The organism is Blautia sp. NSJ-175, assembly GCF_022867815.1.
GTDB classification, from domain to species: domain Bacteria; phylum Bacillota; class Clostridia; order Lachnospirales; family Lachnospiraceae; genus Blautia; species Blautia celeris.
Genome location: NZ_JALIFQ010000008.1, coordinates 75,566 through 102,553 on the forward strand (window position 1 = coordinate 75,566; position 26,988 = coordinate 102,553).

Below are 26,988 nucleotides of genomic sequence, written 5' to 3' on the forward strand. Positions count from 1 at the left end.
ATCGTAAAACACCAACAAAAGGAGGAAAAAAGAATGAAAAGAAAAATTGTAGCAGTAATGCTGAGTACAGCCATGGTATTTGGTCTGGCAGCGTGCGGTGGCGGAAATGATAAGGAAGCCACCACAGACGCAGGCAGTGAGGACAAGCAGGAAGCCGCAGACAAAACAGATGATGCGGACAAAGCTGATGACGCGGGCAGTGACGCCGAGAACGAGACAAAGGAATCAACAGCAGAAGGTGACCGTGAAGAGATTACCCTGTTCCGTTCTGATGATGGCAACGGCGCTGTGGAAGCGGTGATCGAGGGTTTTGAGAAATCCCAGAACAAATATAAAGTGAAATGGGTGACCGCCTCCAACGACACAGACCAGACAAGAAGCCAGCTGAACACAGCGTTCTCAGCGGGAAGTTCTGAATATGATCTGGTTTCCATTGATACGGTCTGGGCTGGTGATATGGCTGCAGCAGGTTATATCGAAGCTCTGGACAGCTACATGATGAAGGCAAAGAGAAGTCCGGCGAATTACAACAAAGGTTCTATTCAGGCAGGTACATACAATGCAAAGACTTATGCGCTGCCATTGTACCCTGACTTTGGCGTTATCTATTTCAGAAGTGATATTGTATCCGAGGAGGATGCAGCCAAATTGAGAAGCGGAGATTTCACATGGGATGACCTTCTTGCTATGGCAGAGACATACAAAGGCCAGGGCGGAACCAAGACAGGATTTACTTTCCAGGCGAATCAGTATGAAGGACTTGTCTGCAACGCAAACGAGTATACTGCTAACTTTACAGATGTAAAAGGCGGACTGGAATCCATGAAAAAGATTGTTGATTCCGATGCAACTCCGGATGATATTTTGGTATATCAGGAATCAGAAGCTGCTAACAGCTATGTAAACGGTGATACGGTATTTTCACGTAACTGGCCTTATGTATGGGGCCTGCTTGGGGCAGAAGGCGCTGCAGTGACACAGGACCAGACAGATATCGCACCAATTCCGGGCGGTTCCTGTATCGGCGGATGGCTGCTGGCTATGAATGCAAAGAGTGAACATAAAGACGGTGCGTGGGAATTCCTGGATTACTTTACATCCCTGGAAGGACAGAGGATCTTCTGCAGCAAGGGTGGATATGTGCCCGGATTTAACGATGCATTGGAAGATGCAGACGTAAAGGCAGCGAATCAGCTTCTCGGTAAAGAAGGCTTCATGAAAGCCCTGGAAAATACAATTGCAAGACCGTCCTCAGACAAATATGAGGAACTATCTGATGCACTGCAGATTTCCATCCACAAATTCTTATCAGGAGAATCAGATTTGGACGGAACCACCACAGAAGTGGAAGGTTTGTTGAAACAGTAACCGTGATCAGGCACCCGCATGGGTGCAGGGGGATTCATTGAGTAAATGGGTGTCGTATATATCTGTAGTTTAATACGGCACCCTTGTTTTGTTCGCAGCAATCAAAAGGGGTCTTGCAACCGCTTTTATTGTCGGGAAAGAGGGAAGATTATGATTAAAAGAATGACGTTTAAACAGTTCCTGTTCATTCTTCCGCTGTTGATTTTTATTGGCATATTTTCCATATATCCTATTGTTACATCTCTGGTGTATACACTGTTTGATTACCGTACCAATGATCAGCAGTACAATAGCTTTTATATGTCTGAGCAGCTGAATGAGGAATTGTTTGCACAGGACCTTGGTTATGTGAGCTGGTTTATAGAGACGGATATGGCTACAGAAGGACTCAGCAGCGAGGATGTAGCCGAGTTTGAGGAAATAAAGGCAGAGGTAGATGAACTGCTGACAACGTATGAGGGATCTAAGGGCGTAAAGAAGGTTTCATCTGATACGATCAAAGAAATACAGGCATTCAATAAAGATATCAGGGAAAGACTCACCAATATCTACGACAGGAATGCGGATCTGGAGATGTATAACAGAGAGGGTATGCCGAAGATTTTGGATGACATGGATAACTGTGTGGTGGCATCTAACTTTATCGGTTTAAAGGGATTTGCTAAGTTATTTACAGATACAAGATTTTATAAGGCACTGCTTCATACACTGTTGTTTACGGTTATATCTGTGGCGATTGAGCTGGTGATAGGCATGATACTGGCATTGATTATGGATAAAGCAATCAAGGGTATCGGCGCTGTTCGAACGATCGCATTGATTCCTTGGGCGATTCCTACGGCAGTATCTGCAATGATCTGGAGTTATATGTATGACGGCAGCTACGGTATTATATCAAAGATATTTTCCGTTATCGGGCTGATACCAAAGCAGTCAGCCATGCTTCTGACGGCAAACGGAGCCATGACATCTGTTGTAATATCCGATGTATGGAAAACGGCGCCGTATATGGCACTGCTTCTTCTGGCCGGCCTGCAGATCATTGACAGAGGTTTGTATGAGAGCGCATCTATAGATGGTGCAGGACCTTTCAAAACATTTTTCAGTATTACTCTTCCGCTCATTAAGCCAAGTCTTTTGGTAGCACTTTTGTTCCGTACTATGGATGCGTTCCGTGTATATGACTTAATTGCAATTTTAACAGGAGGCGGTCCCGGAAACGGTACAGAATCCCTTTCCGTGTACTCGTATAAGCTGATGTTCAGCCAGAGTAATTACGGATATGGTTCTGTGGTGGTTATGGGAATGGCAGTCTGTGTTGCCGTTATAGCTGTGATTTACGTGAAGGTTTTGGGCGCGGAAGTCATCAATAATGATTAGAGGGGAGGAAGGAAAATGAGTAAAAATAAAACATTTAATATTGTCTGCTGGATTTTCGTGGTAATTTTTCTGATGATCACAATATTTCCTTTCTTCTGGATCTTGATCAGTTCTTTTAAACCGGAATCGGAAATTTTCGGAGCAAATGCTTACCGTATTATAGCAGAAAATCCCACACTGGAAAATTACAGGACGGTTATTGTAGAAAAAGGAATGCTCCGTGCTATTGGCAACAGCTTTGTTATGTCGGCAGCTACTACGTTTTATGTTGTAATTGTGGCATCTATGTCAGCTTACATTATCTCCAGATTTAAGTTCAAGGGAAAGGCTCTGCTTATGGGACTGATACTGGCAGTGGCCATGTTCCCGCAGATGATCGTTGTAGGGCCTATTTTTAATATGTTCTATAAACTGAAGATTTTGAATACATACTGGGTCTGCCTGGCATATTCCACAATCACACTGCCGAGTGCTGTGTGGATCATGGTCGCACACTTTAACCAGGTACCGCTGGCGCTTGAAGAGGCGGCAAAAATTGACGGCTGCTCCACATGGGGAATGCTCTGGAGAATCATCTTCCCTATTGCTGCGCCGGGCGTATTTACCACGGCAATTATGAGTTTTATTTCTGCATGGAATGAGTATCTGCTGTCCTGTACATTGAATATCAATGAGAATATACAGACAGTGCCGGTACGTCTGAGTTATCTGAAGGACCAGTTTACGGTGTTCTGGAGCCAGATCGCGGCGGCCACGGTTGTGGTAGTCATACCGACACTTCTGATTGTTCTTCTGTTCCAGAAGCAGATCGTTGCCGGCATCTCAAATGGAGCGGTAAAAGAATAACAGAATTTTGAGAGGAGAACAGCATGAATAAAGCATGGTGGAAAGAGGCGGTTGTTTACCAGATATATCCCAGAAGTTTTATGGATTCCAACGGAGACGGAATCGGGGACCTGCAGGGCGTGATCAGCAGGCTGGATTATCTGAAAGACCTGGGGATTGACGTTATCTGGATGTCTCCATGTTACAAATCGCCCAATGATGACAATGGATATGATATCTCTGATTACAGGGATATTATGGATGAGTTCGGAACCATGGATGATTTTAAGGAAATGCTTGCAGGCATCCATGAGAGGGGCATGAAGCTGGTGATGGATCTTGTTGTGAACCATTCTTCGGATGAACATCAGTGGTTTGCGGAATCCAGGAAATCCAGGGATAACCCGTACAGGGATTATTATATCTGGAGAGACGGCAGGGATGGGAGAGAGCCCAACAACTGGACCTCCTATTTCTACGGTCCCGCATGGGAGTATGATGAGGCCACAGACCAGTATTATCTGCACCTGTTTTCAAAGAAGCAGCCGGATCTGAACTGGGAGAATCCGAAACTGCGCGGTGAGATTTATGATATGATGAAATTCTGGCTGGATATGGGATGTGATGGCTTCCGTATGGATGTTGTGAGTCTGTTTTCAAAGACACCGGGGCTGCCGGATGGAAAACCGGCGGAGATCACCGGAACAGAGCATTTTCAGGACGGGCCCAGAATTCATGAATTTCTGCAGGAGATGAACCGGGAGGTTTTATCAAAATATGATATTATGACAGTGGGTGAGACACCGGATGTTCCCCTGGAACATGCCCTGCGCTATGCCAATAATGAGGGGACAGAGCTCAATATGGTTTTCCAGTTTGAACAGAACGCGCTGGACTGCGGACCTGAGCGTTACAGTTATCGGAAAGTGCCGCTGCCGGAATTAAAGGCATGCTTCAGCAAATGGCAGACGGTTCTCCAGGATAAGGCATGGAACAGTTTGTACTGGACCAACCATGACCAGCCAAGAACCGTGTCCCGCAGGGGAAATGACGGGCAGTACCGCAAAGAGAGCCAAAAAATGCTGTACACTATGCTTCTGACCATGCAGGGAACCCCGTATATTTATCAGGGCGAGGAAATCGGAATGACAAATGTGCATTTTGATTCCATTGAGGATTACAATGACATAGAGGTAAAAAATCTCTGGAAAGAGCGTGTCATTAACGGCAGCGCGGACCCGGAGGTTCTGCTGGATGCCATCAGGTTCCGTTCCCGCGATAATGCAAGGACTCCCATGCAGTGGGATGACAGCGAGAATGCCGGATTTACCACGGGAACACCGTGGCTGAAGGTGAATCCCAATTACAAGGATATTAATGTGAAGGAAGCGCTGGAAGACCGGGATTCTATTTTCTATTATATGAAGAGGCTGATTCAGATGCGGAAGGCAAATGAGGTTGCTGTGTACGGAGATTTCAGGGAATATGAGCCTGAGAATGAGAGTCTTTATATATATGAAAGAAATTATGAAGGCAAAAAGATGTTTGTGGTGCTGAATTTCACGGAAAATGAAGTTCCTTTCCATATGCCTGAGGGGCTGGATGCAGGTAAGGCTGTGCTTGTGATTGATAATTATAAGGGAGAGGAAGCGCTGGAGGAGCGGATGATGCGGCCATATGAGGCGGCTGTATATGTTATGTAAACTTCTTGCGTATTGAGAGAGAAAAGGAAGGCGGTGCGGCGCAGGGCTGTACTGCCTTTTTCTCATGATTTGAATTTCGTCGTATTGTCTAATTGTTATTTGGGGTGGGTTGTGATACACTTCTGATTAAAGATATCAATGAGCGTTCGCTCTTTAATTTCTAATCGGCATTTCGCCGTGAAACTCCATTGTTTAAAAGTATATAGCCGACAGAGCAGATATGGCTGATTTTGTCCAGGAAAAGAGAATCTTTGGAAAAAGCAGAGAGGAGTTTGAGCGCGTGGCAAAAGCAAACGAATATCTCAATGAAGCATATAATACACTGAAGACTATGAGTGCGGATGAAAAGAAGAGGCTGGAGTATGAGGCCAGGGATAAGGCTTTGAGGGATTATAACTCGCAGATAAGCAGTGCGGAAAGAAGAGGGGAGGAAAGGACCCGTCAGGTGTTTAAGCTGTATATGCAGGGGGAGACCCCGGAGGCGATTGCAAAAATCTGCGGAATACCGGTGGAAAAAGTCAGGGAAATTATACAGTAAAACTACCGGGGATGTAAAAATCCCCGGTAATTGAGTCCGGCCTGCCGGATTGTAATTATTTTGGTGTATTCAAATCTTTATAACACACATCTTCAAACGGAAGATAGATCCGTTTCCGTTCCAGGGAGGACAGATAGATTCCCTTTACCATTTCCAGCGTTTTCCTTCCCTCCATGGCGTCTATGGTAACCGGACGGTCATAGAGTATGGAATCATAAAAATCCCTGAGCTGCAGGTGGTGGCTGCTGCCCCAGTAATCCGGTCCCACATTGGTTGTCTCATAGGTGTTCCGAATCTCTGTGTAGCATCCGTCAGCCTCATAGAAGCCCATATCCTGAATCAGCCCGCAGCGTCCCTTTTCTCCCTGAAATTCAATGGTGATGGGGGCGTCTGAGGCGTAGGAATTGCAGGCATAGAGGTTGTAGATGCAGCCGTTTTTAAACTGTATGGCAGCTTCCGCGGCATCCTCCACACGCACGGTATCGTGGCAGTGGTTATGTACGCTGCCTTCAATCCATTCAATGTCACTTCCCAGCATATAGCGCACCCGGTCCATACTGTGTATGGCCTGGTCTATGAGTACGCCGCCGCCTTCTCTGTCCCAGGTGCCTTTCCAGTCACTTCCTTCATAATAAGTGTGCGGGCGGTTCCAGGTGAGATAGGAGCGGGCAGAGAGGATGCGTCCGAAATATCCGGCGTCCATGAGTGCTTTCAGCTTTTCCACACTTTTTGTATACCGGGTCTGGAATATAACGCCGAGCTTTTTGCCGGTACGCTGCTGTGCCTCCATCATCCTGTCTGCGTCCTGCAGGGAGACAGCCACCGGCTTTTCTGTCAGCACATGAAGTCCGGCCTCCATGGCCTTTACTGCCATGACCGGGTGCAGATAATGGGGAAGGCACAGGTGGATGACATCAATATCATACTGGAGGGCAGTCTCCAGGTCAGTACAGTAATGGCAGTTAAATTTCTCTGCAAAAGCCTTTGCTTTTTCCTCGTCAACATCTATGGCGCATACAAGCTCCACTTGATCAGAGAGACGGTTAAAGGCGTCCTCGTAGCAGACGGAAATTCTGCCGCAGCCCATAATTGCAGCTCTGAGTTTTTTCATTTCATACCTCCGTTTTATATGAGGAGACAGCGGATTTTTATCCGATGAAGAAGCATCCGTCCATCTCCTGCGTAAAATTATAGTGAATATCAAAAAAATACTTCATAGCACCGTTGTACAGGGCGCTGGAATCCAGAAGGCTGTAGCGGACGCTGACGGAATCTACCATGCGGCGGAATCCTGTGGTGCGCAGACATTCCTGGATCTCCTGTAAAAATACGGGGCCAAGGTCCTTTCCTTTTCCTCCGATGATGATTAGCTTTGGGTGCACCATGCAGATCAGATTGCACAGTGCCAGGGAAAATTCATCTGCGATATCCCGTATTACCTTGCGGGAGACCACATCCCCATATACACTGGCCTGGCCCAGGTCAGCGTATGTGACAGCAGTTGATTTTTTAAAGGCCGGGCTGCTTCCGGTCTGGGCGATCCTGTCCTTTAAGGAACCCTCCCCGATCATCAGTTCCAGACATCCCCTGTTTCCGCAGGAACACAATTTTCCTTTGGGGTTAATGGAGTAGTGTCCGAACTGGGTGTAAGATGCGCAGGCGTGTCCCAGCATTTCGTTTCGGATAAAGAGTGTGGCACCGATTCCTTTGCCGAAATTGATAAAAGCAAAATCCTTTTCCGAAATCTGTGTGTAGACTTTTTCCGCGTAAGCAAAGCAGGCTGTATCATTCAGGATGTTGACGGAAAAATCAGAGAAATTCCGCTGTATTTCGCCTACAAAATCTTTTTCGGGAAGATTCAGGGTAGTGGCGAAGATCTCGCGTTTGTCCGGGTCTATCATGGCGGGAACAACGATGCAGATTCCAAGGAGCTGTTCCTTCCGAATCCGAGTGAGCACAGTCTGTTCTATGTAATCCCGGCACAGGGGAATGTAGGTTTCCGGTGAGGAGGCTTCCATCTGCATGGGCAGGGAAGAGACCCCTGTAATATCCACCAGGGCTGCATTCAGCCTGTCCTCCTCCAGACAGAGGACTGCCACATAGTATTGCTCTGCGCGGAGAAGTAGGCTGTTGGGCTTCCGCCCCACAGTCGTGCTTCCGCCTGTTCCGGAATCATATACAAACTTCCGGGCAATTAATTCATCCACCAGAGAGGAGACAGCAGTTTTGCTCAGATGAGAGTCTTTGGAAAGCTGCGCTCTTGAAGTGCCCGGATTCTGGTAAATGGAATTGTACAACTGTTTTAAATTGGTATTTTTGATTAATTGTTGATTGACCAGTTTCATAATATCCTGCTTTTCCTTTGCTTTGTTATGATATCGCAGTAACGATTCGTTACCCTTTTGGTTACGTGCATTGCCGCGGTCTGCAGAGATGTCCAATGCAGTACTGCGGACCTTAAAATTTCGTTACTTTAAACATATCACAAAAAGGCATAAGGCACAAATAAATTCATTTTTCCGGGGCGTGCAAACCTGCCCAAATAGGCTGCAGGCGTATTTCAGCCGATATAAAAAGCACGCGGCCTGGGTTCCAGGAAGGAATAATAAGTGTCAAAAAAGTATTTCATGGCACCATTTAAGTAGGCGTCGCTCTGAAGCTGGGAATATCTCACCCCTGAGAAATCCACCATTCTTCGGAATCCCACATCTCTCAGTGAATGTTGCACCTCCTCCAAAAATAATGTGCCCAGGTGCTGCCCTTTTCCTCCCAGAATGATCAGCTCGGGGTTCACGATGCAGATCAGGTTGCTGAGCGCGAGCGCCAGGTCCCGGGACATTTTCTGCAGAGTGTGGATGGCAGCAGGGTCTTTGTAGAGTGCTGCCTTTCCTAAATCTTCAAATGTGATGGCAGAACGCCCAAGAAGACAGCTTGTCTTCCCTGACTCCTCCAGACGGGCTTTTATCTGTGATTCGGAGAACATGGCCTCCAGACAGCCATGGTTGCCGCATATACATAAAGGCCCCCTGGGATTGACGGAATAATGGCCGAACTGGGTGACAGAACCGCTGGCCTTGCCCAGCATGTTTCCTTCTATAAATATAGTGGCACCGATGCCTCTTCCGAAATTGATAAAAGCAAAGTTCTTTTCCCGAACCTGTGTATATATTTTTTCGGCGTAGGCATAGCAGGCGGTGTCCTCCAGAAGAGCTACCGGATATTCAGGGAAAGCAAAGCTCAGATCATGGATCAGATTGCCGCTCCCTCCGGGTCCGAGACTCAGGGTAGTGGAGTATATTTCATTGCGCACTGCATCTATCATGGCAGATACCACCACACAAATGCCCAGAATCCGCTGGGGATCGTATTTGGACAAAATGTCCTTATAGACGCAGGTCTGGGATAAGGAGATATAAGACTCCCCTTTTTTCAGTGTAAGCCTGGTACTGTACACGGATGTGCCTGCCACGTCCACCACATGTGCTTCGGCAATGTTGTCTACCCAGCTTATGACAATGACGAAATGCTGGTTGGTCCGGGCTTTCAGGCAGTTGGGTTTTCTGCCCACACAGTCAGAGTGGGAGGCACCTTCGTCGGCAATGAAGTCCCTCTCGATCAGCTCGTCAACCAGTGTGGACACAGTGGTCTTGCTTAGATGAGTCCGCCTGGCAAGCTCTGTACGTGAGATGCCGTTCTCAATGTATATGGAGGAGTACAGATGCTTCATGTTGGTGTTTTTGATTACCTGTTGTGTCAGAAGTTTCGTATGCTCACCTCCTTTGGGGGTTAATTGTAAAGTGGTATTATTAATTGCATGCTACCATAAAACGCGGAGATATGCAATATTATTTGTGAAAAGTTACACAAAAAGGGACTGAGATAGATAAAATTGTATAAAATGGTGAATAAAAGAGGAGGTTGGGGATGGCAAGGAGGATACTTTGCTTGGAAATAGTGGAAATAAATTGTAATGTCGCAGGAATAAATGAATATAAGGTAAAAAGTGCACAAAAAAGATTGATATAAAATGTTAAATGTGTCTTAAATTACATTGCGAAGCAATAAAAATTCAAAAACATATTGACATATACAACATCAAATGCTATTGTATAGCTATCAAATAAATAAATTTTACATTCGTAAAAAGCCAAAAACAGCTGAAAAGCAACAAGGCTTTTAATTTTAAAATTTATTAGTAAGGTCACTGGACAAACAAAAAGAAAAGAGGATGATGAGATGAAAGTGGGATTAATAGGATGCGGAGGAATGGGAACTACCCACAACCTGTCGCTGAAAGCACTGTCATCCAAGATGGATGTTGAGGTAACAGCTCTGGCGGACTGCAGACCTGAATTTCTGGAAAAGGCAGCAGAGCAATGGCCGGATGCCAGGCTGTACAAGACAGGTATGGAACTTCTGGAAGCAGAGACATTGGACAGCGTGCATATCTGCCTTCCCAGTTATCTCCACACAGAACATGCGGTGGCAGCCATGGACAGAGGGATCAATGTGTTCGTGGAGAAGCCGGTATGTCTGACGGAGGAGGAGGCCCAGAAGCTTCTGGATGCCAAGGAGAGGAACCACGTACAGGTTATGGTTGGTCAGGTGGTCCGTTCCTTTGATGAATACCGGTATTTGAAAGACTGTTATGAAACCGGCAGATATGGAGAACTGAAATCCATTACCATGCAGAGAGTGAGCGGTGACGCCGCATGGGGATTTGAAGACTGGTTCCACAAAGAGGACAGAAGCGGTTCTGTTGTACTGGATCTGCATGTGCATGATCTTGATTTTCTCAGATATATGCTGGGAGAACCGGATTCCTTTGATGTGAGGGCAACGGCATTCTCCAGCGGAATGATCAATCAGATCTTTACTACATATGAATTCGGAAAAGTATTTGCAGTGACAGAGGGAATCTGGGATATCAGTTCAGCGCTTCCTTTTGAAGCAAGTTTCCATGCGTGTTTCGAGGATGCCAGCATAGTATTTCGAGGACGCGATGAGAAACCTCTGGCAGTTTATAAAAATGACGGCACGGTGGAGTATCCCGAGCTTGAGCGGGAATACGATGTGAAGGATGATTCTGCGGGGATCAACGTATCCAATCTGGGGCCGTACTACACAGAGATCAAATATTTCATTGAGTGTCTCCAAAGCGGCAGAGAAGTGGAAGTTGCGCCTTTGGAAGAAGGCATCAAATCGGTTCGTCAGGGAATTGAAGAGTGGAGACGGGCAAAGGAATATGTGAATAGGAAATAAAAACAAATATATATTTCAAGGAGGAAAAAATTATGATGAAGAAAACACTGGCGGTTCTGATGACAGCGGCATTGGCAGCATCCTGCCTGACAGCCTGCGGTGGCGGCGGAAGCACAGAGGAGTCCAAGGGCGATTCCGGCAAGGACAGTGCAGGCAGCGGGGAAGAGATTACTCTGAAAGTATTCGATGCTCATGCTTACGGCCTGGATGAGTATGCGGAAATGGCGAAAAAGTTTGAAGAATCACATCCCGGAGTTAAGATTGAGGTACAGCATGCTGCCAATGACAGCAATACACTGCTGCAGTCTCGTGTCAACTCAGGGGATATTCCGGATGTGTTTGACGTGGAGTCCGGAACTTCCGCACAGAAATACTATGAATATGCTTACGACTGGACAGATGAGAAAGACGTCCTGGATAAATTTAATGAGGCGGCTCTTGACACAGGAAAAGACGCTGACGGAAAGATTATGTCCCTGCCCTGGACATATGAGAACATGGGCCTGATCTACAACAAAGATCTGTTTGAAAAGGCCGGCATCACAGAGCTTCCCAAGACTATGGATGAACTGGAAGCGGCCTGTGAAAAGCTGGACGCAGCAGGTATCACAGCATTTGCTCTCGCTGCAAAAGAGACCTGGGTACTGCAGCAGCTTTCCACACATTTCATGATGGACAAATCCCTGGATGCCAAGGGTGTTGTGGAGAAACTGAACAGCGGAGATCTGAAATTCAAAGATATGAAGAATTTCCAGAACATATTCCGTCTTCTGGATCTGGCTGTAAAATACGGACCGGACAAACCGCTTGAGGTTGACTGGGAGACATGTGAAAACATGCTTGCAAACGGCGAGGCAGCTATCATTCATATGGGTGACTGGTGCCAGTCCACACTGGATTCCTTCAACCCGGATGCGAACCTGGCATTCCTTCCCTGCCCGGTAAGCGACAATGCAGACGATGTAACACTGCTGTCCTCCTGTAACTGGACATACATTGTAAACAAAGATTCCAAAAACCTTGACCTGGCAAAAGAATATCTGGAATATATCCTGACATCTGAAGATGGACAGAAATGGATGTGTGACGGTGTAGGCGCTGTACCGGGTGCAAAGACAGATATGGATGTAAAAGGTGCTCTTGCTAATGATGCGTCCACATACGTGGAAGAAGGCAAGACAAACGGTTGGATACACACAATTGAGCCGAATGGATATGCTGACATTGTAGGACCGGCACTGCAGGCTTATATGACAGGCGACATGACTGCAGAACAGGTAACGGAAGAGTTCCAGAACGGCTGGGTTGTACAGTAAAGTTGGAAACTGCGGCGGGGTAACGATAACCGGACGGGGCTGTTGCGGCTGCAACGGCCCCGTTTTTTAAAACAGGCGGACGGCATGGACTGCCGCTTTAGAAGGGGAAATTCGGAGGAATGAAAGTGAAAGGCAAAGGAAAAACAAAAGATTTATTGATTTTTGCATTGTTTGTATTTCCGGCAGTGGCATTTGTTCTTTTTTCCACAGATGTGCCGTTTCTGATGAATCTGTACTATTCTGTGTTTGACTGGAATGGAATCAGTAAGGATATGGAGTTTGTGGGACTTCAGAACTTTGTAAATATATTTACCAATGATGCACTGTTTTGGAAGAGTACTGCATTTACACTAAAATTTTCAGTGTTCTATGTTGTGATCGTAAACGTGCTCTCTCTTACGGTAGCACTGGTTATGGCGAAAGAGAAGAAGAGTTCAAGTGTGGGACGTGCGTTTTATTATATCCCGTACATAATCAGTTTGACTGCCATCAGTTTGATCTGGAAATTTATCCTGGGTCCGGGATTTGAAGCGCTGTATCAGGTGACCGGATGGGAGATGTTCAACTGGAGCTGGCTTGGAACAGCAAAACTGGCGTTCTTTGTCGTGGTAATCATGACAGTGTGGCAGAATCTGGGATTTTATATGGTGAACTATATTGCGGGTATCATAGCTGTGCCGAAAGAGCTGATTGAGGCTGCCAAGATAGACGGGGCCAATAAGTTCCAGGTACTCAGAAAAGTGACAGTGCCCCTGATCATGCCGGCGGTATCGATCTGTATGCTTACATCCCTGACCTTTGCGTTCAAGTTATTTGACGTGATCATGGTATTTACAAAGGGCGGCCCGGCAAACTCCACGATTTCTGTGGCGTACAACATTTACAAAGAGGCGTTTGTCAATAATCGGTACGGAATGGCTACCGCAAAATCCCTTGTATTTGTGGTATTTGTACTGATCGTAACAGTGATCCAGCTTAAAGTGACCAAGAGTAAGGAGGTAGAGGCATAATGAAAAAAGCGAGTAAAATCAGCGTTCTTTCCATTATTGTGTTCATTTGTTCCATATTCTGGCTGATGCCCCTGCTTCTGATTTTTATCAACTCATTTAAACCATATAATGATATGCTGCAGGAATTTCTGGCCCTTCCAAAGAGCTGGAGCCTGAATATGTATATAGAGACATGGACAAAGTTTGATTTCCCGTTATTGATCGGCAACACCCTTCTGTATACCATCTGTACAGTGCTGATCATCGCGCTCCTTGCGCCTATGGCGGCTTACAAACTGGCAAGAACAAAAGGAAAACTGTCAGGTGTCTGCTTTGTCCTGATTATTATCCCGATGATGGTGCCCTTCCAGTCCTACATGATCACCCTGACAAGACTGGTGGCGAACATGGGAATGACAGGAAGTAAGATAGGCTATATACTGGTAAGTACAGGACTCTGTATGCCGCTGGCTGTTTATATGATCCATGGATTTGTAAAAAATGTACCAATCGAGCTGGAGGAGTGTGCCTGCATCGACGGAGCCAGCAAGGTGAGAACATACTTTAACATCGTGCTTCCGCTGCTGAAACCTATCCTGACGACCGTTGTGGTTCTGGATACTCTGGCAACCTGGAATGATATCATCACCAACCAGTTGATCGTAGGCGGAAATGCTAAGGCAATGAACATTCAGAATGCGCTTTACATGCAGTTCTCCGCGCAGACAGCGGACTGGGAACACGCTCTTCCGGGTATCGTAATGTCCATGATCCCCAGTTTGATCTTCTTCGTGATCATGCAGAAACACATTGTGGGGGGAATTACGGCAGGAGCTGTGAAGGGTTAAGGAAAAGAAAGAGAGGTATTTTTTATGAGAGTAGGAGTTTTGATAGAGATTTTCCGGGATACGGATGTGGATGCCAAATTCGCGGAGCTGCGTTCCATGGGGATGGAGAGCTGCCAGCTTGTGTGCTGGGATAAGGGAATTATGAATCAGGAGACTGCAGATAAGGTAAATGCAGCTGCTGAGCATCACAAAGTAGATATCACGGCATTCTGGTGCGGCTGGGAAGGTCCGAGAGTATGGGATTTCTATGACGGTCAGCTTACCCTGGGTCTGGTTCCTGAGGCATTTCGTTTCGAGAGGGTGAAAATGCTGCAGAAGGGCATTACATTTGCCTCCATGATCCATGTAAAGGATGTGGCTACACATGTGGGATATATGCCTGAAAATCCTTATGACCCCAATTATGCAGGCGTTCTTGCATGCCTGAAGGAACTGGTGAAACAGTGTAAGGAAAACGGACAGAATTTCCTCTTTGAGACAGGACAGGAGACACCGGTTACGCTGAAAAGAGCTATCCAGGATATTGAGAAAGAACTGGGCAAAGGCAATGTGGGCATTAACCTGGACCCTGCAAACCTGGTAATGTACGGTAAAGCCAACCCTGTAGATGCTCTGGAGGTGTTCGGCGAGTATGTCATGGGTATTCATGGCAAGGATGGAAAATATCCTACAGACGGTCATATGCTGGGAGAAGAAGTGCCGCTGGGACAGGGTAAGGTAAACTACCCCGCGTTTGTGGCTAAACTGAAAGAGATCGGATATGCCGGAGATATCACCATTGAGCGTGAGATATCCGGTGAGGAACAGAAAAAAGATATTGTTATGGCAAAAGCGGTTCTGGATGAACTGCTGAAATAAAAAAGAAAAGACACCGCCTGCACGGCTGCATGATTTCCGCAAGATACGGAACTGCGCTGCTGCAAAAAGGCGGTGTCTTTTTGTTTCGATTCATTTCTGCGGCGTCCCTTTTGCCGGGGGCGTCTCTTCTTTTTCCAGATAAGGCCGGAAGATACGGTACAGCAGGAAAGAGTCAATGTAGGCTGTGAGCGCAAAGCCGAAGAAGAACCAGCAGCACGCGTAAAGCGGCATCAGCTCAAGGTCCTGATAGGTCATGTACATAGGCAGAATCGTAATGACGGCAATGGCCAGCGTAGACGGAAAATGCATGAAGGCGAAGAGGAACGCGTTTTTCAGCAGTTTCCCGGCTGTGTTGGTAAAAGCGGCAATCACGGGAAAGATATAGAGCGCCACAATGACCAAAAGGCCCATAAGTGCCTCTGACATGTAGAGAAGAATTTTGCCGTAGGAGGATGCCCCCTGTGTCTGTATAAGAAAGCGAAGGTTCAGGATCAATATGACGCCTGCCAGCAGAATGCCAAGCCAGATTACCAGAGACTGGAGGAAATTTTGTTTAAACGCACGGAAAAATGTTTTGGATGTGCTGCTGTCATTTCCTTTGACCATACGAAGCGTGCAGTGATATAGCGCTGTTATGGCCGGCCCTATGGTGACAATGGGGATGCAGCAGACAATGAAAAGGAGATTGGCCACCACCAGGTCCCCGATCCTGCTGAGAAAAATGTGAACAACATTGTCTTCGTTTAAAAGATTCATAATTCCCGCCCTTTCTGATATGAACAATTTCGATGTGATTCTAAGGGCTATTCTAGCATTAAATGGTGAAGAATGCAATTGCGGTATGTAATTTTGAGTGAAATAATAGAAAAAACAGGAAAAATGTAAAAAATATGGAATAATGTTATATGTTTTAGACTTAATGTATTCTTGATATGTGAGAATAGACCCGTCATTGTGACGAAAACCACCAAAAGTATATGGAAAACAAAGCATATATAATAATTAAACTGCAAGGAAAAGCCGATGAAATCAACGAAAAATATAAAAATAGCACAAACATATAACATTATGACATATTATAAAAACATATAACCATTTAACATTATTCCATGTGCAACTATAATAAGGCTATCACTCAGATATACAGCAAAAACTGTTATTCTGACGAAAACTTTAATGCAAAAGGAGGAGCAAGTATGAAATTCAGAAAGGTAGCAGCATTATCACTGGCAAGCGTAATGGCACTTTCACTGGCAGCATGTGGAGGAAACAGCGGCGGAGACAGCAAAGGTACAGATGACACCGAAACAAAAACAGAAGGTGAGAAAACTGACGGCGAAAAGACAGAAAGCAGCAGCTCCAGCGGCGCAGAACTTTCCGTATCCATCTGGGATACCAACCAGGAACCGGGTATCAAAGAGATTCTGGCAGATTTCACAGAGCAGACAGGAATCAAGACAAAACTCTCCGTTGTAAAATGGGACGAGTATTGGACCATGTTAGAGGCAGGCGCACAGGGAGGTTCTCTTCCGGATGTATTCTGGATGCACTCAAATGAGAGCCAGAGATATATGTCCAATGACATGCTTCTTGATCTGACCGACAAGATCAAAGACAGTGATAAGATCGACCCGGAAAACTACCCGTCCGATATCTGGGGCCTGTATACATACGAAGACAAATATTATGCAGTTCCTAAGGACGTAGATACAATTGCTCTCTGGTATAACAAAGCAATGTTCGACGAAGCAGGCCTTGAATATCCTACTTCAGAGTGGACATGGGATGACGTGACAGAAGCAGCTAAAAAGCTGACAAAAGAGGACGGCAGCCAGTATGGTATGGCATTGAGAAACGATAACAACCAGGCTGGTTACTATAACATGATCTATGATAACGGCGGAACGGTTATCAGCGATGACAAGAAAACATCAGGATGGGATGATCCGAAGACCATCGAAGCTATGCAGCAGCTGGAAGAGTGGATCAAAGCAGGCGTTATGCCTTCTATCGAGACCATGTCTGAGAACGGCGAAGATGTTCTGTTCCAGTCAGGCAAAGTTGCTATGGTATTCCAGGGTTCCTGGATGCTGGCAGCATACCGTGACAATGAGTACACAGCAGCAAACTGTGATGTTGTAGAACTTCCGAAGAATGCTAAAACAGGCAGAAGATCTTCTATCTATAACGGCCTCGGATGGGCAGCATCAGCAAACGGCGAGCACACAGACGAAGCTTGGCAGCTCATCGAATACCTGGGATCCAAAGAAGCTCAGGAAAAACAGGCTGAACTTGGCGTTACAATGTCCGCATACACAGGTACTTCTGATGCATGGGCAAAATCCGCTGACTTTAATTTACAGGCATACCTGAACATGATGGATGACATGGTTATCAGACCATACTCCAAAACAACAGTTACCTGGGAAAATGAAGACAACGAGATCTTAAAGAGCGTATACACCGGTGAAAAGAGCATGGAAGATGCCTGCAAGGAAATGGCAGAGCAGATGAATGAGAAATTAGCCGAGGAGTAATCAAAGAGAAGCTGAATTGACCGAGGATTAAACTGCAGGCAGGTTCGTAAGAATCTGCCTGTATTTGGAAAAGGAGTGAGTGGCGTGGCTAGTAATGGGAATGCAAAGAAGCAAATGAAAACCAGCAGGGAACGCAGCGAGTTTTTGTGGGGCTGGCTGTTTATCCTTCCAACTGTGATTGGACTGGTTGTTTTAAATATAATCCCGATTTTCCAGACTTTATACCAGAGTTTCTTTAAAACAGGAGACTTCGGAAAAGGAAATATTTTTGTTGGACTTGATAATTATGCAAAGGTTTTCGGAGACCATGAGGTGTGGCAGTCTCTGATCAACACATTTAAATATGCAATTGTAGAGGTTCCTTTCTCTATCATAATAGCCCTGGTTCTGGCAGTTCTACTGAACAGAAAAATGAAGGGACGCGGTATATACCGTACTATCATCTTCCTCCCAATGGTTGCAGCTCCTGCAGCGGTTGCCATGGTTTGGAGATGGCTGTTCAACTCAGATTTCGGTCTGCTCAACAACGTGTTCCACACAAATGTAAAATGGGTGTCTGATCCCAAGATCGCAGTATTCTCCATTGCTGTCATCGGTATATGGTCTATCATTGGTTACAACATGGTACTGTTTATATCCGGTCTGCAGGAGATTCCCCATGACTATTATGAGGCGGCAGAAATCGACGGAGCAACAGGCATCAAGAGCTTTTTCCATATTACAGTACCCCTGTTATCCCCGACAATCTTCTTTGTTCTTGTAACACGTGTCATCGGTTCCCTTCAGGTATTCGATTTAATGTACATGGTAATGGATAAATCCAACCCGGCTCTGGAAAAGACCCAGTCCCTGGTATACCTGTTCTACAAATACGCGTTCATCAACAAGAACATGGGCTATGGCGCAACTATCGTTATCCTGCTTCTGATCATCACCATGATCATCACGGTGTTCCAGATGATAGGGCAGAAAAAATGGGTGTTCTACAACTAGAAAGGGGGATGCAGTATGGATAGTATGGAAAGAAAAAGCAAAATGATAAACATCCTCATTCATATAATCTTGATCCTGGTATCAATAACGATGCTGATACCGTTTGTATGGATGATTCTCACAGCGTTTAAATCAGTGACAGAGGCAACATCCGTTAACCCCTTTGTCATCTTCCCGAAGGTATGGAGAACAGATGCATTTACCTCCGTTATGGAGAACATGAACTTCCTGATCCTGTATAAGAATACACTGCTTCTGATCCTGTTCCGTGTTATCTGCGCGGTACTGACAGCTACTTTGGCAGGTTATGCTTTCGGACGTCTGCATTTTAGAGGAAGAGACTTCTGTTTCTCCCTGGTACTTCTGCAGATGATGGTTCCGGTTCAGATCTTCATCATTCCCCAGTACCTGATGGTAAGTAAAATGGGAATGCTGAATACTATTTTCGCACTGGTATTCCCCGGTATGGTTACCGCATTCGGTACCTTCCTGCTCCGCCAGGGCTATATGGGACTTCCTAACGACCTGGAAGAAGCGGCAAGGCTGGATGGATGTAATATCGGACAGACATTTCTCTATATCATGGCACCGCTTACCCGGTCCAGCATGGTTGCCCTGGGAATCTTTACGGCAGTGTTCGCGTTCAAAGACCTGATGTGGCCGATGATCGTCAACACAGACAAGGATATGCTGGTTCTGTCTTCCGCACTTGCAAAAATGCAGGGACAGTATACTTCAAAATTCCCGGAACTGATGGCAGCTTCCCTGATTGCCTGTATTCCGATGATCGTCCTCTATATGATCTTCCAGAAACAGTTCATCGAAGGTATTGCAACCAGCGGTGGTAAACTTTAAGAAAATCAAGGCCGGCGTAATAAGGTGTTATTGCGCCGGCCTGTTTTTAAAATCCGGCCGCACTCAATGAAATAACTAAGCGCGGATCGAAATAAAAGGAGAAGAATATGGCGATTAGATTTCATGAAAAGACAAAAGAATTTCATATTTTTAATGGAGAAGTAAGTTATCTCATGAGGATCATGGAAAATGGACAGTTGGAGAATCTGTATTACGGAAAGGCTGTCCGTGATAAGGAGGACTTCAGCTATCTTCACGAGGAAGCCATGCGCTCCCAGATGTCCGTTTGCATTCCGGAGCCGGGTATTTTATCCATGCAGTATACAAGGCAGGAATATCCGGTGTATGGAACCGGCGACTACAGAAGCCCTGCTCTCACGATTCTGCAGGAAAACGGCAGCAGAATCGTGGACTTTTCCTATGTATCTCATGAGATTTACAGAGGAAAGAAAGCGATTACGCCTCTTCCGGCTACCTATACGGAGTCTGAGGATGAGGCAGAGACGCTGGAAGTCACACTTCACGATGATGTGACAGATACAGATATGGTGCTTTCCTATACAATCTATGAGGACTATCCGGTGATCACCCGAAATGTCCGTTTTGAGCAGAAAGGTGCACAGAAGATTGTCCTGGAGCGGGCCATGAGTGCCAGTGTGGAATTTTTGGATATGGATTATGAGTTGGTGCAGTTATCCGGCGCATGGTCCAGAGAGCGGTATGTGAAAAACAGAAGGCTGGATATGGGTATTCAGTCTGTGCATGGGTCAAACGGCACATGCAGCGGCGCGGAACACAACCCGTTCATCGCACTGAAACGCCCCCACACCACAGAGAACCAGGGTGAGGTCTACGGATTCAGCCTGGTGTACAGCGGAAACTTCCTGGCACAGGCAGAAGTCTCCACGTTTGATATGACAAGGGTTATGCTGGGTATCAATCCGGAGGATTTTGCGTGGGAGCTTGGTCAGGGTGAGAGCTTCCAGACACCTGAGGTGGTTATGGTATACAGCGACCAGGGCCTGAATAAGATGAGCCAGGCATACCACAGACTGTACAGGAAACGTCTCATGAGGGGTACCTGGAGAGACAAGGCGCGCCCAATCCTGCTCAACAACTGGGAAGCCACATATTTTGATTTTAATGAGGAAAAAATATTAACCATAGCAAAGAAAGCAAAAGAGGCCGGTGTGGAGCTGTTCGTCCTTGACGATGGATGGTTCGGGGCCAGGAATGATGACTACAGAGGTCTTGGCGACTGGTACGTCAACCTTGAAAAGCTGCCGGACGGCATCTCCGGTCTTTCACGTAAGGTGGAGGAGCTGGGGCTGAAGTTTGGTCTCTGGGTGGAACTGGAGATGGTGAACAAGGACAGTGACCTGTACCGGGCACATCCGGACTGGCTGATCGGTGTGCCGGGCCGCTTTGAGTCACACGCAAGGCATCAGCATGTACTTGACTTCTCCAGAAAAGAAGTGGTAGATTATATCTACGAAATGATCTCTAAGATACTGCGGGAATCCTCCATTTCCTACATCAAGTGGGATATGAACCGTTATATGACAGAGCCTTTCAGCAGAGGGGCAGACGCCTCCCAGCAGGGTAAGGTGATGCATAAATACATTTTGGGCGTGTATGACCTGTATACCCGCCTGACCACAGAGTTCCCTGACATCCTGTTTGAATCCTGTGCCAGCGGCGGAGCCAGGTTTGATCCGGGCATGCTGTATTTTGCGCCGCAGACCTGGACCAGTGATGATACGGATGCCAGTGAGAGGACCAAGATCCAGTACGGTACTTCTTATGTATATCCTGTTGTCAGCATGGGCTCCCACGTGTCAGCAGTGCCGAACCATCAGATGCACCGTATGACGCCCATCGAGACAAGGGCGAATGTGGCGTACTTCGGAACATTCGGCTATGAACTGGATCTGAACCTGCTGTCAGAGGCAGAACTGGAGAGCGTGAAAAAGCAGGTTGCGTTCATGAAGGAATACAGGGAGCTGATTCAGGTGGACGGCGATTTCTACCGTCTGCTGAGTCCTTTTGAGGGAAATGACACGGCATGGATGGTAGTGGCCCGGGATAAATCCCAGGCAGTTGCCGCGTTCTACCAGAGAATGAACAAGGTAAATGCATCCTGGCTCAGGCTGAAGCTCCAGGGACTGGATGCGGATACACTGTATGAGGTGAGCTGTGATCTGGCTCCTTCCGCATCTTATGATGACAATATAGCGAAAATATATGGATTACGAACAGATGAAGATATGGTGAAAACCTACTGCGCATACGGCGATGAGCTGATGCAGGTGGGTATACCGATTGACAGGGAAGATTTGAACAAAAAGGGCGGAGATTTTGCATCCCTGCTCTATACCCTGAAAAAGGTAACTGACTAGAATGATGCGGCGGGAATGTTCAGGGTAGTGTTCCCGGACATTTCCGCCGTTTTTTAACTGCGGCAATGGTGTTTGTCCATTGTCATCTATGCATGCAGAAGGAGGGATTGCGTTGAAACACACAACCGGATTTACGAGTTCGGCCAGATACAGATGCCTGGAAGATTTGCAGAGGGAAGCTGTGGAGCTATGTCTTATTTACTGCGGCTGGGAATACTGCGACCCGGGGCACCGTTTCGGGCCGAATAAGAGGACTTCTTATGTATTGCATATTGTGAGGGAAGGTAAGGGAACTCTGGAGATATATAAAAAGAAATATAACCTGAGCGCAGGGGACGCGTTCCTGATTCCGCCCAGCACGGAGGCATGGTATGAGGCTGACCAGGATGACCCGTGGTCTTATATGTGGGTGGGCTTTACCGGGTTTAAGGCTGAGGAATGTGCCAATGGTGCGGGATTTTCAGTGAAGACGCCTGTGCATAAGGTTGAGTGCATGGGGGTGCTGAATGAATATATTGATGCAATGCTGGAGGCGCACCAGCTCTCCTACACGGACGAGCTGAGGAGAAACGGGCTTCTGATGCTGTTTTTTTCCGCGCTGATTGACGAGCACAGGAAGAATATTCCGGGTTCGGGCAGTCCGCATCCATATCCCGGTTCTGTGTATGTGAAACATGCAATGGAATATATTTCCTTTAATTATAACCAGAAGATCAAGATCAATGAGCTTGCGGATTACATTGGTGTGAACCGAAGTTATCTGACAAGCAGTTTCAAGAAAGCCATAGGATGTTCACCCCAGGAATATCTGGTGAACCTGCGTATGGAAAAAGCAAGGTCCCTGCTGAAGAACACAGATATGCAGATCAATGCCATTGCCAATTCCGTGGGCTATGTGGATCAGCTGGCTTTTTCCAAAATATTCAAACAGCATTATGGAATGAGCCCGAGAGCTTACAGAGAGGAAGAAGAAGAACTGGTGATCAAAAATAAAAAAGGTGATTATGAGGGGGCGCCCTTGTAAGGGAAAAAGATATCCGCCGGCAGAGATGCCGGCGGGTATCTTTTTCTCTATTATCCCTCTTTTCGATAGGCGGCAGGTGAGAGGCCGAAGTATTTCTTGAACATGGCGGAGAACTGAAAGGGGCTGGAAAAGCCCACTGACGCGGCAATGGTCGACACGGGCTGTTCTGTTCTGAGAAGCAGGGTGGAGGCACGTTCCATTCTCAGCGCTTTTAAATATTCCCTGGGAGTCTGCCCATAGGCTGTCTTGAAAACAGAACACAGGTAATTGGGATGAATATGGAGTACATCCGCTACATCCTGTATTTTGATGGGCTCGCTGTAGCAGGAGTCAATAAAGGCCCTGGCATCCTGCGCATAATCTTTTTCCCGGATAGAGGAGGGACAATAGCAGGCCTGTGTTTCAATCAGGCGTGCGAACAGGTGGAGCATACGGCTGTTCACTTCCAGACATTTCTCCGGCTGGGAGACAGGGAAAAACTGTTCGCCGGGATACTCATTTCTGCTGTAGGACCTGACATTCTGCAGCCGGGGATCTGTGACAGTGAGTATAGATAATATCAGGCGCTCCAGTTCATCCGGAGGCAGGCAGATATCCGTAACCCTGTCTTTGCCGAACAGCATTTCCACAAAGGGGCTGCGGGAATCGCAGAAAAAACCGATCCAGGTGTATTTCCATGGGTCTGTGCGGGAGGCCTGATAGTGCCCGGAAGTGCCGGAGGGGATATAGAAAGCCTGTCCGGCGCGGACGTTGTAGGTTCTTCCCTCAGTCTCCAGAGTGCCGCTGCCTTTCAGGACAAAATGGATGAGGTGGTAGGGTTTCATATAAAATCCATACTGATAGCCGGGACTGCACTCCTGGATGCCGCAGTGTTTGAACTGCAGGGACAGGAGACTGACGGCAGTCCGGTGGATCAAAAGGTCCCTGTTTCCGAGCATAACAGCACTTCCTTTCTCTTGTATTGTGGATGATAGTCTGCTCCGGCTTTCGTGCTGGGTTTCGCAGGACTTTGAATAGTGATATTTTATCACGGGAGGCAGTAAAATTCGAGGGGATGTGGCGAAGATGTTGGATTTTGACAGGTATTTCTTAGAAAACCATATGTCCATTTTGCGGAGGGTCTGTTATCCTTCAAACAGGTAATAAACTGGGGAAAGGAAGTGCTCAAATTGGAAGTGATGGAAGTCAGAGATTTGAAAAAGGAGTATAGGACTGTCAAAAGGGAGGAGGGAATCCGGGGGAGTATCCGCCATCTTATCAAACCCAGGTATGGGAAAAAGGAGGCTGTGAAGGGGGTGTCTTTTTCCATTGCGCAGGGGGAGAGTGTGGCGTTTTTGGGCGCAAACGGGGCCGGGAAATCCACCACGATCAAGATGCTCACAGGGATTCTGAAGCCCAGCGGGGGTGAGGTGTCCATTATGGGAAAGAACCCGTTTTGTGACAGGATGGAGAACGCGAAGAAGATCGGTGTGGTATTTGGACAGAAGACACAGCTTTGGTGGGATATTCCGGTGATCGAGACTTTTCGGCTGCTGAAAAATATCTATGAGATACCGGATGACAGGTACGAAAAAAATATGCGGGAATTCCGGGAGATTCTGGATTTGGACGCATTTCTGGGGCAGCCGGCCAGGAAGCTCTCGCTGGGGCAGCGGGTGCGGGCAGATATGGCGGCGGCACTTCTGCATGAGCCGCCAATCCTCTTTCTGGATGAGCCTACCATTGGACTTGATGTGGCGGTGAAGCAGAAGATTTATGCGTTTCTGCGAAGAATCAATGAGGAGAAGAATACGACGATTCTGCTGACCAGCCATGACCTGAATGACCTGGAATCCCTGTGCGGGCGTTTGATCATTCTGGAGCAGGGGGAGATTTTATTTGATGACAGGATGGATAAGATTTTTGAACAGTATCCTGAAGGGACCACGCTGGAGCAGATCGTGATCGGGCTTTTTAACAGGAGGAGCTGCGGATGAAGAAGTACATGGCTTATATGCGGTGCGGGTTTTTGGAGGGATGTGCGTACCGGAGCAATTTTATTACGGGGATGCTGGCTAATTTTATCCAGGCTGCAGTGCTCTATTATGTATGGAGGAGTATTTTCAGGTATCAGGGGGTGGTAAATGGGTATACCTGGGAAATTATGAGAAAGTATGTGTTTGTAGCCTTTTTGTGTAACTGTTCCTTTTCTTTTGGATTTGAGATGAATACGGCGAAGAGGATCATAAAGGGGGATATCATTCTTGATCTGCTCAAGCCGGTGCCTTACAAGGGAATGCTTTTTTTCAGGATGCTGGGGACAGCCGGGATGGAATTCGGGGTGACGCTGATACTTGTCGGGTGTCTGTATCTGTCGGTGAACGGTGCGGCGGGAATCCGTTTGGAGAGGGTACTGCTGTTTTTGGTGTCCCTGTTTTTGGGAATGGGGATAAAGTTTGGGATACAGTATTTGTTTTCCCTGCTGTGTTTTTATACGGATAATTCTTATGGGGTGACTAAGGCCAGGGAGGTGCTGACCAACTTTTTTTCCGGGGCGATCCTGCCGCTTGTGATGTTTCCCGGGGGGCTTAGAAGGGTTGTGGAGGTGCTGCCTTTTCAGGGAATCGTATTTACGCCATGCAGCATTTTTATAGGGACTTTTTCCATGGAGGAGAGTCTTCGGGGGATTGCGGTGCAGGCTGTTTGGATTGGGATTTTGTGGGTGTGCGGGGCACTTTTTTGGAAGAAAGCATCAGGGGTCATTTCCCTGTATGGAGGGTGAGAGATGAGGAGATGGAGGCATTATCTGAGGATGTATGGGCAGATTCAGATGCAGAATATGAAGTCCCTGGCTGAGTACAGGACGGATTTCCTGATGATGGTATTTTTTACCGGGTTTTCTCAGGTTTGTAATCTGGGGGTGCTTGGGATCATTTACAGTAATATCCCTGAGGTGGGGGGCTGGAAGCTGTGGGAGATACTGCTTTTGTACAGTTTTCTGTTGTTCTCGGAGGGGTGTATTAACTTCTTTTTTCAGGGAACCTGGAAGATTGCGGAGATGATCAATATGGCGGATCTGGACCGGTTTCTGGTGCGGCCGCTTCCCGTGGGGCTGCAGCTTCTCACGGCCAGGATTGATTTTGACGGGCTGAATAAGATGGGGATTGCGGCGGCTGTGTTTGCTCTGGGGGCAAGTCACTGTAATATCAGGTGGAGTTTGTGGAAAATTGTCTGTCTGGCGGTGTTTCTTGTGGAATGTTGTGTGATTCGTGTGTGTATGATCTGGATTGCAAGCTGTGCCTCATTTTGGATGGAGGGAGGGAAGAACAGTTTGAATTTCTTTGCTATTTCCATTGGGGAGATGGCGAAATATCCGCTGATCATTTATCCGCCTGTACTGCAGGGGATATTTGCGTATTTGATTCCGTATGCGTTTGTCAGTTACTATCCGGTGGGGTATCTGCTGGGAAAGAGCGGGATGCGTGCCGGGGTGATGGTTATGCCGGCAGTGTGTGCGGTGATGGCGGGGGTGGCTGTGATTGTGCTTAAGAGGGGGCTTGGGAGGTATGAGAGTAGTGGGAATTGAGATGGGACAGGATTGTTTCGGGGAATGCGGATGAATTTAAAAATATTAAAATAATGCAGGGTATAACATTGCGAATATATTGTGAAGAAATATTTTTGTCATACTGGATGTGCAAAGTCATATTTGCACATTCTTGGCATAAATAGTATAATTTTGGTACTCTGTAAATACATGTTGACATTTAACACGAAATGGAGTATGGTGAGTTTAAGATAAATATTCGATAATAGTAAAGCTGTCGAAAGGCAGTGACACAAAGCTAAAGGGTCTAAGGTCTAACAAGCATGACTATGACAGCCAGTTGCCGTATTATTTTTTGTAAGGTGATTTTTATACCTTGCTTTATTTTGATACGCTTCTGCCTGCAAATTGCTGCAGGCAGTTTTTATTTCGGGGAAAAGTGTATCCCGAGGTAAAAAGCCGGTAGATACTTGTCACAGGATAAGTATGTTCTTTTTGTACAAAAAATGAAAGAACGCCCCTGCCGGAGGCAGCAGAATCCTTTAGGTTTGTGCAAAGTTCAGGCAT

The 26,988-nt window shown here is 46.7% G+C and carries 23 protein-coding genes and 1 riboswitch; of the genes, 18 read left to right on the forward strand and 5 right to left on the reverse strand.

Annotated elements, in window-relative coordinates:
* The first annotated feature begins 33 nt into the window (after nucleotides 1-33).
* The 5 genes from MUB35_RS14210 to MUB35_RS14230 all read left to right on the forward strand — a co-directional run bounded on the left by MUB35_RS14210 (nucleotide 34) and on the right by MUB35_RS14230 (nucleotide 5,814).
* The gene (locus MUB35_RS14210) at nucleotides 34-1,368 is read left to right on the forward strand and encodes an extracellular solute-binding protein (RefSeq protein ID WP_186971092.1); all 1,335 of its coding nucleotides are present in this window, start codon (nucleotides 34-36) and stop codon (nucleotides 1,366-1,368) included.
* A 150-nt stretch (nucleotides 1,369-1,518) separates the two neighbouring features.
* Nucleotides 1,519-2,748, forward strand: coding sequence for a carbohydrate ABC transporter permease (locus tag MUB35_RS14215; RefSeq protein ID WP_244806392.1), 1,230 nt, complete (start codon nucleotides 1,519-1,521; stop codon nucleotides 2,746-2,748).
* 15 nt (nucleotides 2,749-2,763) lie between these two features.
* A complete protein-coding gene (locus MUB35_RS14220; RefSeq protein ID WP_033141687.1) occupies nucleotides 2,764-3,594 on the forward strand; it encodes a carbohydrate ABC transporter permease in 831 nt (276 codons plus the stop codon).
* 23 nt (nucleotides 3,595-3,617) lie between these two features.
* Nucleotides 3,618-5,276 (forward strand): glycoside hydrolase family 13 protein, encoded by a 1,659-nt coding sequence (locus MUB35_RS14225; RefSeq protein WP_244806393.1) that lies wholly within the window; start codon nucleotides 3,618-3,620, stop codon nucleotides 5,274-5,276.
* A gap of 220 nt (nucleotides 5,277-5,496) precedes the next feature.
* On the forward strand, nucleotides 5,497-5,814 hold the full coding sequence (locus MUB35_RS14230; protein WP_244806394.1) for a hypothetical protein: 318 nt from the start codon (nucleotides 5,497-5,499) through the stop codon (nucleotides 5,812-5,814).
* Nucleotides 5,815-5,869: 55 nt separating this feature from the next.
* On the opposite strand, the gene MUB35_RS14235 is transcribed toward MUB35_RS14230, so the two are convergent.
* The 3 genes from MUB35_RS14235 to MUB35_RS14245 form a co-directional block, all read right to left on the reverse strand.
* Nucleotides 5,870-6,925, reverse strand: coding sequence for a Gfo/Idh/MocA family protein (locus MUB35_RS14235; RefSeq protein ID WP_130180418.1), 1,056 nt, complete (start codon nucleotides 6,923-6,925; stop codon nucleotides 5,870-5,872).
* Between the two features lie 37 nt (nucleotides 6,926-6,962).
* Nucleotides 6,963-8,159 carry an ROK family transcriptional regulator gene (locus MUB35_RS14240; RefSeq protein WP_244806395.1) on the reverse strand — a complete coding sequence of 399 codons (1,197 nt, stop codon included), beginning with the start codon at nucleotides 8,157-8,159 and terminating at the stop codon, nucleotides 6,963-6,965.
* Between the two features lie 215 nt (nucleotides 8,160-8,374).
* On the reverse strand, nucleotides 8,375-9,541 hold the full coding sequence (locus MUB35_RS14245; protein WP_052099514.1) for an ROK family transcriptional regulator: 1,167 nt from the start codon (nucleotides 9,539-9,541) through the stop codon (nucleotides 8,375-8,377).
* A 509-nt stretch (nucleotides 9,542-10,050) separates the two neighbouring features.
* Between MUB35_RS14245 and MUB35_RS14250 the strand changes: the two genes are divergently transcribed.
* The 5 genes from MUB35_RS14250 to MUB35_RS14270 all read left to right on the forward strand — a co-directional run bounded on the left by MUB35_RS14250 (nucleotide 10,051) and on the right by MUB35_RS14270 (nucleotide 15,087).
* Nucleotides 10,051-11,076, forward strand: coding sequence for a Gfo/Idh/MocA family protein (locus MUB35_RS14250; protein WP_033141692.1), 1,026 nt, complete (start codon nucleotides 10,051-10,053; stop codon nucleotides 11,074-11,076).
* Nucleotides 11,077-11,108: 32 nt separating this feature from the next.
* A complete protein-coding gene (locus tag MUB35_RS14255) occupies nucleotides 11,109-12,392 on the forward strand; it encodes an ABC transporter substrate-binding protein (protein ID WP_244806396.1) in 1,284 nt (427 codons plus the stop codon).
* A 119-nt stretch (nucleotides 12,393-12,511) separates the two neighbouring features.
* Complete coding sequence (locus MUB35_RS14260) at nucleotides 12,512-13,402, forward strand: carbohydrate ABC transporter permease (RefSeq protein WP_033141693.1); 891 nt, start codon at nucleotides 12,512-12,514, stop codon at nucleotides 13,400-13,402.
* Nucleotides 13,402-14,229, forward strand: a complete 828-nt coding sequence (locus MUB35_RS14265) for a carbohydrate ABC transporter permease (protein WP_054351579.1) — start codon at nucleotides 13,402-13,404, stop codon at nucleotides 14,227-14,229. The genes MUB35_RS14260 and MUB35_RS14265 overlap by 1 nt, the downstream gene beginning before the upstream one ends.
* Before the next feature lie 24 nt (nucleotides 14,230-14,253).
* On the forward strand, nucleotides 14,254-15,087 hold the full coding sequence (locus MUB35_RS14270) for a sugar phosphate isomerase/epimerase family protein (RefSeq protein WP_244806397.1): 834 nt from the start codon (nucleotides 14,254-14,256) through the stop codon (nucleotides 15,085-15,087).
* Between the two features lie 90 nt (nucleotides 15,088-15,177).
* Here MUB35_RS14270 and MUB35_RS14275 read toward each other — a convergent pair whose 3' ends face one another.
* Nucleotides 15,178-15,843, reverse strand: coding sequence for a YesL family protein (locus MUB35_RS14275; RefSeq protein ID WP_244806398.1), 666 nt, complete (start codon nucleotides 15,841-15,843; stop codon nucleotides 15,178-15,180).
* A 440-nt stretch (nucleotides 15,844-16,283) separates the two neighbouring features.
* Between MUB35_RS14275 and MUB35_RS14280 the strand changes: the two genes are divergently transcribed.
* From MUB35_RS14280 to MUB35_RS14300, 5 genes are all read left to right on the forward strand, one after another.
* A complete protein-coding gene (locus tag MUB35_RS14280) occupies nucleotides 16,284-17,624 on the forward strand; it encodes an ABC transporter substrate-binding protein (RefSeq protein ID WP_033141696.1) in 1,341 nt (446 codons plus the stop codon).
* Between the two features lie 114 nt (nucleotides 17,625-17,738).
* Nucleotides 17,739-18,617 (forward strand): carbohydrate ABC transporter permease, encoded by an 879-nt coding sequence (locus MUB35_RS14285; protein WP_054351581.1) that lies wholly within the window; start codon nucleotides 17,739-17,741, stop codon nucleotides 18,615-18,617.
* A gap of 15 nt (nucleotides 18,618-18,632) precedes the next feature.
* Nucleotides 18,633-19,472: a carbohydrate ABC transporter permease gene (locus MUB35_RS14290; protein ID WP_033141698.1), complete on the forward strand. Its 840-nt coding sequence runs from the start codon at nucleotides 18,633-18,635 to the stop codon at nucleotides 19,470-19,472.
* Between the two features lie 107 nt (nucleotides 19,473-19,579).
* A complete protein-coding gene (locus tag MUB35_RS14295) occupies nucleotides 19,580-21,871 on the forward strand; it encodes an alpha-galactosidase (RefSeq protein ID WP_033141699.1) in 2,292 nt (763 codons plus the stop codon).
* Between the two features lie 112 nt (nucleotides 21,872-21,983).
* Entirely contained in the window at nucleotides 21,984-22,895 is a 912-nt protein-coding gene (locus MUB35_RS14300) for an AraC family transcriptional regulator (protein WP_033141700.1), read from the forward strand.
* Between the two features lie 50 nt (nucleotides 22,896-22,945).
* Here MUB35_RS14300 and MUB35_RS14305 read toward each other — a convergent pair whose 3' ends face one another.
* Entirely contained in the window at nucleotides 22,946-23,833 is an 888-nt protein-coding gene (locus MUB35_RS14305) for an AraC family transcriptional regulator (RefSeq protein WP_244806399.1), read from the reverse strand.
* A 240-nt stretch (nucleotides 23,834-24,073) separates the two neighbouring features.
* Here MUB35_RS14305 and MUB35_RS14310 point away from each other — a divergent pair, with 240 nt between their 5' ends.
* From MUB35_RS14310 to MUB35_RS14320, 3 genes are read left to right on the forward strand one after another with little or no spacing between them, the layout of a single operon-like run.
* The gene (locus MUB35_RS14310) at nucleotides 24,074-24,871 is read left to right on the forward strand and encodes an ABC transporter ATP-binding protein (protein WP_244806435.1); all 798 of its coding nucleotides are present in this window, start codon (nucleotides 24,074-24,076) and stop codon (nucleotides 24,869-24,871) included.
* Nucleotides 24,868-25,656 (forward strand): ABC transporter permease, encoded by a 789-nt coding sequence (locus MUB35_RS14315; protein ID WP_033141703.1) that lies wholly within the window; start codon nucleotides 24,868-24,870, stop codon nucleotides 25,654-25,656. The genes MUB35_RS14310 and MUB35_RS14315 overlap by 4 nt, the downstream gene beginning before the upstream one ends.
* 3 nt (nucleotides 25,657-25,659) lie before the next feature.
* Nucleotides 25,660-26,460, forward strand: coding sequence for an ABC transporter permease (locus MUB35_RS14320; RefSeq protein ID WP_033141704.1), 801 nt, complete (start codon nucleotides 25,660-25,662; stop codon nucleotides 26,458-26,460).
* Between the two features lie 218 nt (nucleotides 26,461-26,678).
* A riboswitch (cyclic di-GMP riboswitch) is annotated at nucleotides 26,679-26,769 on the forward strand.
* The last annotated feature ends 219 nt before the right edge of the window (nucleotides 26,770-26,988 follow it).

What these genes read in the sequence shown, in the direction of transcription:
- MUB35_RS14310 (WP_244806435.1), top strand. Translation starts at nt 24,074, where the DNA reads ATGGAAGTCAGAGATTTGAAAAAGGAGTATAGGACTGTCAAAAGGGAG.
- MUB35_RS14285 (WP_054351581.1), top strand. Translation starts at nt 17,739, where the DNA reads ATGAAAACCAGCAGGGAACGCAGCGAGTTTTTGTGGGGCTGGCTGTTT.
- MUB35_RS14275 (WP_244806398.1), bottom strand. Translation starts at nt 15,843, where the DNA reads ATGAATCTTTTAAACGAAGACAATGTTGTTCACATTTTTCTCAGCAGG.
- MUB35_RS14260 (WP_033141693.1), top strand. Translation starts at nt 12,512, where the DNA reads ATGAAAGTGAAAGGCAAAGGAAAAACAAAAGATTTATTGATTTTTGCA.
- MUB35_RS14215 (WP_244806392.1), top strand. Translation starts at nt 1,519, where the DNA reads ATGATTAAAAGAATGACGTTTAAACAGTTCCTGTTCATTCTTCCGCTG.
- MUB35_RS14250 (WP_033141692.1), top strand. Translation starts at nt 10,051, where the DNA reads ATGAAAGTGGGATTAATAGGATGCGGAGGAATGGGAACTACCCACAAC.
- MUB35_RS14305 (WP_244806399.1), bottom strand. Translation starts at nt 23,833, where the DNA reads ATGCTCGGAAACAGGGACCTTTTGATCCACCGGACTGCCGTCAGTCTC.
- MUB35_RS14280 (WP_033141696.1), top strand. Translation starts at nt 16,284, where the DNA reads ATGAAATTCAGAAAGGTAGCAGCATTATCACTGGCAAGCGTAATGGCA.
- MUB35_RS14240 (WP_244806395.1), bottom strand. Translation starts at nt 8,159, where the DNA reads ATGAAACTGGTCAATCAACAATTAATCAAAAATACCAATTTAAAACAG.
- MUB35_RS14235 (WP_130180418.1), bottom strand. Translation starts at nt 6,925, where the DNA reads ATGAAAAAACTCAGAGCTGCAATTATGGGCTGCGGCAGAATTTCCGTC.
- MUB35_RS14210 (WP_186971092.1), top strand. Translation starts at nt 34, where the DNA reads ATGAAAAGAAAAATTGTAGCAGTAATGCTGAGTACAGCCATGGTATTT.
- MUB35_RS14230 (WP_244806394.1), top strand. Translation starts at nt 5,497, where the DNA reads ATGGCTGATTTTGTCCAGGAAAAGAGAATCTTTGGAAAAAGCAGAGAG.
- MUB35_RS14245 (WP_052099514.1), bottom strand. Translation starts at nt 9,541, where the DNA reads ATGAAGCATCTGTACTCCTCCATATACATTGAGAACGGCATCTCACGT.
- MUB35_RS14270 (WP_244806397.1), top strand. Translation starts at nt 14,254, where the DNA reads ATGAGAGTAGGAGTTTTGATAGAGATTTTCCGGGATACGGATGTGGAT.
- MUB35_RS14320 (WP_033141704.1), top strand. Translation starts at nt 25,660, where the DNA reads ATGAGGAGATGGAGGCATTATCTGAGGATGTATGGGCAGATTCAGATG.
- MUB35_RS14290 (WP_033141698.1), top strand. Translation starts at nt 18,633, where the DNA reads ATGGATAGTATGGAAAGAAAAAGCAAAATGATAAACATCCTCATTCAT.
- MUB35_RS14265 (WP_054351579.1), top strand. Translation starts at nt 13,402, where the DNA reads ATGAAAAAAGCGAGTAAAATCAGCGTTCTTTCCATTATTGTGTTCATT.
- MUB35_RS14255 (WP_244806396.1), top strand. Translation starts at nt 11,109, where the DNA reads ATGATGAAGAAAACACTGGCGGTTCTGATGACAGCGGCATTGGCAGCA.
- MUB35_RS14225 (WP_244806393.1), top strand. Translation starts at nt 3,618, where the DNA reads ATGAATAAAGCATGGTGGAAAGAGGCGGTTGTTTACCAGATATATCCC.
- MUB35_RS14295 (WP_033141699.1), top strand. Translation starts at nt 19,580, where the DNA reads ATGGCGATTAGATTTCATGAAAAGACAAAAGAATTTCATATTTTTAAT.
- MUB35_RS14315 (WP_033141703.1), top strand. Translation starts at nt 24,868, where the DNA reads ATGAAGAAGTACATGGCTTATATGCGGTGCGGGTTTTTGGAGGGATGT.
- MUB35_RS14220 (WP_033141687.1), top strand. Translation starts at nt 2,764, where the DNA reads ATGAGTAAAAATAAAACATTTAATATTGTCTGCTGGATTTTCGTGGTA.